This window comes from Candidatus Palauibacter australiensis (assembly GCA_026705295.1).
GTDB lineage: Bacteria > Gemmatimonadota > Gemmatimonadetes > Palauibacterales > Palauibacteraceae > Palauibacter > Palauibacter australiensis.
The window spans coordinates 21993-28437 of the sequence record JAPPBA010000113.1; the positions used below are offsets into that span (position 1 = coordinate 21993).

Annotated in this window: 10 protein-coding genes; 3 read left to right on the top strand and 7 right to left on the bottom strand. The window is 70.0% G+C overall.

Annotation, left to right across the window (positions count from 1 at the left end; translation table 11 throughout):
* The first annotated feature begins 231 nt into the window (after window positions 1–231).
* Window positions 232–447 (top strand): AbrB/MazE/SpoVT family DNA-binding domain-containing protein, encoded by a 216-nt coding sequence (locus OXN85_08855; protein ID MCY3600067.1) that lies wholly within the window; start codon window positions 232–234, stop codon window positions 445–447.
* Window positions 444–842, top strand: a complete 399-nt coding sequence (locus OXN85_08860) for a PIN domain-containing protein (GenBank protein ID MCY3600068.1) — start codon at window positions 444–446, stop codon at window positions 840–842. The genes OXN85_08855 and OXN85_08860 overlap by 4 nt, the downstream gene beginning before the upstream one ends.
* Before the next feature lie 38 nt (window positions 843–880).
* Here the strand turns inward: OXN85_08860 and OXN85_08865 are convergent, their stop codons facing one another.
* Entirely contained in the window at window positions 881–1588 is a 708-nt protein-coding gene (locus tag OXN85_08865) for a class I SAM-dependent methyltransferase (GenBank protein MCY3600069.1), read from the bottom strand.
* A gap of 189 nt (window positions 1589–1777) precedes the next feature.
* Here OXN85_08865 and OXN85_08870 point away from each other — a divergent pair, with 189 nt between their 5' ends.
* Window positions 1778–2968, top strand: a complete 1191-nt coding sequence (locus OXN85_08870) for a hypothetical protein (GenBank protein ID MCY3600070.1) — start codon at window positions 1778–1780, stop codon at window positions 2966–2968.
* On the opposite strand, the gene OXN85_08875 is transcribed toward OXN85_08870, so the two are convergent.
* From OXN85_08875 to OXN85_08900, 6 genes are all read right to left on the bottom strand, one after another.
* On the bottom strand, window positions 2892–3644 hold the full coding sequence (locus OXN85_08875; protein MCY3600071.1) for a ribonuclease HII: 753 nt from the start codon (window positions 3642–3644) through the stop codon (window positions 2892–2894). The genes OXN85_08870 and OXN85_08875 overlap by 77 nt on opposite strands.
* Entirely contained in the window at window positions 3617–3988 is a 372-nt protein-coding gene (rplS, locus tag OXN85_08880) for a 50S ribosomal protein L19 (protein ID MCY3600072.1), read from the bottom strand. Before rplS ends, OXN85_08875 begins: the two co-directional genes overlap by 28 nt.
* A gap of 116 nt (window positions 3989–4104) precedes the next feature.
* Complete coding sequence (gene trmD, locus OXN85_08885; GenBank protein MCY3600073.1) at window positions 4105–4785, bottom strand: tRNA (guanosine(37)-N1)-methyltransferase TrmD; 681 nt, start codon at window positions 4783–4785, stop codon at window positions 4105–4107.
* Between the two features lie 19 nt (window positions 4786–4804).
* Window positions 4805–5392, bottom strand: a complete 588-nt coding sequence (gene rimM / locus OXN85_08890; protein ID MCY3600074.1) for a ribosome maturation factor RimM — start codon at window positions 5390–5392, stop codon at window positions 4805–4807.
* Window positions 5393–5405: 13 nt separating this feature from the next.
* A complete protein-coding gene (gene rpsP, locus OXN85_08895; protein ID MCY3600075.1) occupies window positions 5406–6020 on the bottom strand; it encodes a 30S ribosomal protein S16 in 615 nt (204 codons plus the stop codon).
* 65 nt (window positions 6021–6085) lie between these two features.
* Window positions 6086–6445, bottom strand: a 360-nt coding sequence (locus OXN85_08900; protein MCY3600076.1) for a signal recognition particle protein, incomplete at its 5' end; no start/stop codon positions are given.

Genomic DNA, 6445 nt, shown 5'->3' on the forward strand with positions numbered 1-6445 from the left:
TGGTCGCTCCTTCGTTGATCCTTCGTTGATCCTCCTCTCCATCATGCTGCCTGAACACTCGACGTCAGGCAACGCCTGGCCGGGCCGTCGCCTGTGGGCTCGCCGGTCCCGTCGCCTGTGGGCTGGCCGGCCCGTCGTCTGCGCCCCGGCCCCACCCTTGCCCAAGGTACGGATGTTAAAATATGATTTTCTGTCGTCAATTTTCATACCTCGAATCGCTGGACGCGGAACATGCGCATATCGGAGCGGGGGCAGATCACGATCCCCAAGAAGCTGAGAGACCGTTTCGGCATGAATCACAACGTCGAAGTCGAACTCGTTCCAACGGAAGGGGGCCTTCTCATTCGAAAGAGAACGGCCGCCGGGCACCCCGTGGACCGGGTGTACGGCATCCTGGGGACGGGCGGGAACACGGACGACTACATCGAGGCGATTCGGGGCCGATGATCACGGCGGTGGATACGAGCGTCCTCCTCGACATCTTCCTTCCGGACGACCGTCACGGCCGCACCTCGCGGGAGTGGCTGGTGGAGGCATATGACGCCGGGGCGATCATCGTCTCTCACGTCGTGTACGCCGAGTTGACGCCCGCGTTCCCGGACCGGGAGGCGCTGGACCGGGCTCTGCGCGAGGTCAACGTCGTCGTATCTCCAATCGATGCGGGCATGGCCCACGATGCGGGGCGGCGCTGGGGACAGTATCGCCAATCCGGAGGGGCCCGGGACCGGATCATCACGGACTTTCTGATCGGCGCCCACGCCGTGGCCGCCGCCGACCGCTTTCTAACCCGGGACCGTGGATTCTTCTCCAGCTACTTCCCCGAACTCGAACGGGAGGACTGAACCGCGTTCCCGCGGGAACGTCTGGCGCGGCGGCGACCCTACCGAGGGCGGCGCGAGATCCAGCCGCCGTAGAGGAGCGCGCGGTAGTAGCGCCACGTGTCCTCGAATCCGGCCCCGGCCAGCAGCTCGAGGATGCGGGCCTCCGACGCCCAGTGGATGCCCTCGTCGATTTTCCCCCGGAACGCGGCCCGCTCCGCCTCTCCCATCCCCTGGATCTCCCAGTACCGGCTCCACGCCGCGAAGAGTTCGTCGAAGCGGGGGCCGTTCCGGTCGCCGTGGAGTTCGAACAGCAGAAAGGGGGCGCCGGGCGCGAGGCGGCGGGCGATGTTGCGCAGGAGCGTCTGCTTCGCGCCGTCGTCCGGGAGAAAGTGCATGACGTTGAAGCAGGTCGCGGCGTCGAAGCCGTCCTCGTCGAGGTCGGCGACGTGTCCATGGACGAGTCGGACGCCGTCTCCCACGCCGGCCTCCCGCGTCCGGTGCCTGGCGATGTCGATCATCTGGCCCGATGGGTCGACGCCAGTCAGCCGCCAGCCGGGTCGCGCCGTCTTGAAGGTGACCAACTCGATGCCGGTTCCGGCCCCGACGACCAGCACCCGCGGACTCGGACCCACGCGTCCCCCGAGGAGGGCAAGCGCCTGTCGGAACGAGCTCAGGTAGCCGGGTATTACCGTGCGGGCGATGTACTCGTAGTCGCCGCCGTACGCGCCGTCGAAGTCGAATGGGGCCTCGTTTCCGAGTGTACTCATGGGCACAAGAAACCCCCCGCCCGGGATTCGTTCAAGTGTTACGACGCGACCGGGCAGGTGTGACGTCGCGGCCACCCGGGGCGTGAACCCGACACGAGGTCGCGACTCGTAGAGAGTAGGGTCGCGGCTCGCATGGCAAGGGTCGCGGACGTGTTGAGATTCAGATTGCCGAAAGGCACGATGGTATAGATGAAAACGAAGAGATTGGCCGCCCGCGTGCTGTTCGCGGCGTTGGCCGCGTTGCCCGTCCTCGCCGGTTGCGGCGCAGCCGGAGCGGGGAGCGACCGGGCCGAATCCGGCCGGCCGGTCGCCGCAGCGGCGCACATCGGGCCGGAACAGAAGATCCGCGGCGTCTCCTTCTCCGCCCCGCGGCGCGAGATGGCGCCGGATGCGCTCGTCCGCGCTTCGCTGACGGGGGCAAACTGGGTCGCCGTCGTCCCCTACGCCTTCGTGGATCCCGCCCAGCCGCGCGTCGCGTTCGACCGCGAACGCCAGTTCTGGGGGGAGAGGACGGAGGGGATCGCGAAGACCATCGAGTACGCAAGGGAGAGCCGGCTCTCCGTCCTCCTCAAGCCGCACCTCTGGGTGCGCGGACAGGGCTGGCCGGGCGAGTTCGAGCCCGACACGGAGGAGGACTGGGAGATGTTCCTCTCGGGATACCGGGAGTACATCCTCCGGTTCGCGCACGTCGCCGACTCGATGGACGTGGAGATGTTCAGCGTGGGGACGGAGGTCGATCTCGTGGCGCTCGCGCGGCCCGACTACTGGCGGTCGCTCATCGAGGAGGTGCGGGCGATCTACGGCGGCCGCCTCACCTATGCGGCGAACTGGGACAAGTACGCGCGGATCGAGTTCTGGGACGCGCTCGACCTCGTGGGCGTGGACGCCTACTTCCCGCTCGCCGACGACGCCACGCCGGACGTGGAGATGCTCGTCGAGGCGTGGGAGCCGTGGAGCGAGGAGCTGCGCGAGGTCGCCGTCGCCACGGGCAAGCCGATCCTCTTCGCCGAGTACGGGTATCGCAGCGTCGACGGCGCGGCGGGCCGCCAGTGGGAGCTGCCGGAGGGACGCCGCGCGCGGGGCGTGCCGGCGAACTACGAGGCGCAGTCCGGGGCGTACGAAGCGCTCTTCCGCGTGTGGTGGGACCGTCCCTGGTTCGCCGGCGGCTTCGCGTGGAAGTGGTACGCGGGATCGCCGGCGGGGGAGTGGATCGCGACCGACTACTCGCCGCAGGGAAAGCCGGCGGAGACGGTCATGGCCACGTGGTACGGAGGCGATGCGAGCCCCGGCACGCCGCCGGTGCTCACGCTTCCGGATCCCGCTGGAGATCGCGCTGCGGATCGCGCGTCGGGTCCGGCTCCGGGTCCGGCTCCGGAGTGAACTCCAGTTCGGTCTGCAGGACGCCCTGGAAGGTGATCCGGTGGTGCGGGGTCGGACCGTGCCGCCGGATCGCTTCCATGTGCGCGCGGGTCCGGTACCCCTTGTTGGACGCCCAGCCGTAGAGCGGGTATCGCGCGTCGAGGCGCCGCATGAGGCGGTCGCGCGTGACCTTCGCGAGGATCGAGGCGCAGGCGATGGAGTGCGAAGCCCGGTCTCCCCCGACGATCGAGCGGTGCTCGCCGAGTTCCGGGACCGGGTTGCCGTCCACGAGCACGAGTTCCGCCGGAAGCGCGAGACGATCGAGCGCGCGGCGCATGGCGACGATGGTCGCGGCCCGGACGTTGAGGCGTTCGATCTCGCGGGTGGAGGCGGCGGCCACGCGCCAGGCAAGACTCTCCGCGCGGATGCGGCGGGCGAGTGCCTCGCGGCGGGAGGGAGAGACCTGCTTGCTGTCCGTACACCCCTCGAACCGCTGTCCCGGGTGGAGCGCCACGGCGCCCACCATCACGGGACCCGCCACCGGACCCATCCCGGCCTCGTCGATCCCGACCACGACGCGGAGGCCGGAAGCCCAGCCCTCCTCCTCGTAGTCGAGCGGCGCCGTGGCCGGCGCTTTCGGAGACGCCTCTGGAGCGGGCGTCGCCGGTGTCAGCCTTCCTGCTTCTTGTCGAGCCACCACTTTCGTTCTGGCACCCGGGCCCGCTTGCCGCGGCGGTTGCGCAGATAGTAGAGCTTGGCCCGCCGGACATCGCCCCGCCGAACGACTTCGAGCCCCACGATCCACGGGGAGTGGAGGGGGAAGATCCGCTCGACGCCGACGCCGCCGGAGATCCGCCGCAACGTGAATGTCGCGTTGACCCCGGCCCCGCGACGACCGATGCAGACGCCCTCGAACGGCTGTACGCGCTCCTTCTGGCCTTCCTTCACGCGTACGCGAACGCGCACCGTGTCTCCCGGCGCGAAGGCCGGGAGGTCCGTGCGCTTATATCCCTCCTCGATACCGGCGATTCTGGGATCCATCGTTCGTCTATCCTTGTTCGCTGCGTCTCCAAGTGCGTTTCGGGCAGCGTATCCATCTGCGTCACGGGAGGGTAGCGGCGATGTGACGATGGGTACGGCCACAGCCCTACATTATATCAGTCGGCGGCGTCGAGGTCGAGGAGGTCGGGACGGCGGCGTCGTGTCGCCTCATCGGCCCGCGCGGCGCGCCAGCGTTCGATGCGGGCGTGATCACCCGACCGGAGCACGTCCGGCGCTGATCGGCCGCCGTGCTCGGCGGGCCGCGTGTAGGCGGGGGCGGAGAGGCGCCCCTCGTAGAACGAGTCGGAGGAGGCCGAATCGTGATCGCCGAGCGCCCCGGGCAGGAGGCGCACCACGGCGTCGATGACGACGAGCGCGGCCGGCTCGCCGCCGCTGAGGACGTAGTCGCCGATCGAGACCTCCTCGTCCACCCAGGCGTCGACGACCCGCTCGTCGATCCCCTTGTAGCGCCCGCACAACAGCGTGAGGTCGGACTCGAGCGCGAAGCGCACCGCCGTCTCGTGGTCGAACGGCCGTCCGCGCGGAGAAAGCGAGATCACGCGCCCCGGGCGGTCCAGCGCCGTGAGCGCGGCCTCGAAGGGCTCGGGCTTCATCACCATCCCGCCTCCGCCTCCGAACGGCTCGTCATCCGTCGTCCGGTGGCGATCCGTCGCGTACGCGCGCACGTCGATGAGCCGGTAGTCGACGAGCCCCGCCTCGCGGGCGCGGCCCGGGATCGAGAGGCCGAGCGGGCCCTCTAGGTAGTCCGGGAAGATCGTGAGGACGTTGATTCGCATCGGCGTTTCCGCGTTCGCGTCAGATGTCGAGCAGGCCGGCGGGGAGCTTCATGTGGACCTCGCCGGCCTCGAAGTCCAGGTGCACGACAAGTTCCGCCTCAAACGGGACCAGCCGCTCGCGGCCGTCAACGTCGAGCGCGAGGAGCGGCGCGCCCGGCTGATCGTACACCTCCCGGATCACACCGATCGCCGTGTCTCCTTCGCACACCGACATGCCGATCAGATCGTGCAGCAGATAGCCCCCGTCCGGCAGCTCCGGAAGCTCATCGCGGGGGACCGCCAGGCGCGCGCCGCGGAGCCGCTCGGCCACGGTGCGGTCCGCCACCTCGCGCACCTCGACGAGCCACCGCCCGCCGTGGAGCCGCGCGGTCTCCAGCGTGAGCGCCCGGGGCGGGGACGCCCCGCCCGCCCGGTGGTCCGCCCGCTGCTCCGCCCGCGCGGTCGCGTCCGTGCGCCCGCCCGTGTCCGCGCGCGCGTCGATGAGATGGAGTCGGCGACCCGCCTGGAAGAGCGCCTCGGCGTGGTCGGTTTCGGGTTCGAGCAGCAGCCCGCCGCGGATCCCGTGCGGCCGGGCGATGCGGGCCACGATCACGGGCGCGTCGGACATGGTGGAAGCGAGGCTAGTCGGCGTCGGCGCCGGCTTTCGCCTCGTCGCCGGCGTCGTCCGCCTCACCGGCGTCGTCGTCCGCTCCAGCTGCGCCGTCGTCCGCATCGTCGGACGCCCCGTCCGCCGGAGCCGCGGCTTCGGCCTCCGCAGCCGTCTCGGCCTCGGGCGCTGCTTCCGCTTCCGGCGCAGCCTCCACCTCCGCTTCGGTCGCCGCCTCCGCTTCGGCCGGGGCAGCCTTCTCGGCCGCGGGGGGCTCGGGCTCGGGCTCCGGCGGGGCCTCGGCGCTCGGCTTCGGGCGCTGCGACGTGCCGCGCTGCCCTGGCGGCGGGCCGATCTCGACGATCGCCGTCTCGAGCGATCCCGGATCCACGCCGTCGTGGAACTGCTTCCAGACACCCGTCTTCCGCAGGAGCGAGCGCACCGTGTCCGTCGGCTGCGCGCCCTCGTTGAGCCAGTGCAGCGTGCGCGCGGCGTTGATCCGCACGAGCGACGGCTGCGTGCGCGGGTTGTAGAGCCCGAGGCGCTCGATCGACGCGCCCGATGTCCCTTCCCGCGAATCCGTCACGATGATGCGGAACGAGGCCGCCTTCTTCGCCCCACGCCGCTTGAGTCTGATTGTCGTCGCCATTCAGTTCTCCGATTGTCTCCCTGATCTGCCCGGGTCCGGCCTAGCCCAGTCCCTAGCCCGGTTCCCTAGCCCAGTCCTCTGCCCAGTCCCTTGCCCAGTCCTTTGCCCAGTCCTTTGCCCAGTTGGCCGAGGTCGCCGGGACCTCCCGGCATCATCCCCGGCATGAGCTTGCCCATCTGCTTCATCATCTTCCGCATTTCGCGGAACTGCTTGAGGAGCCGGTTCACCTCGTGCACCGGCCGCCCCGATCCCTTCGCGATCCGCGCCCGGCGCGACCCGTTGAGGATCTCCGGCCGCCGCCGCTCTTCCGGCGTCATCGAGAGGATGATCGCCTCCAGGTGCCTCACCCGCCTGGGGTCGACGTCCGCCTGGTCCAGCATTCGCGCGTCGACGCCCGGCATCATCTTCAGCAACCCCTTCAGGGG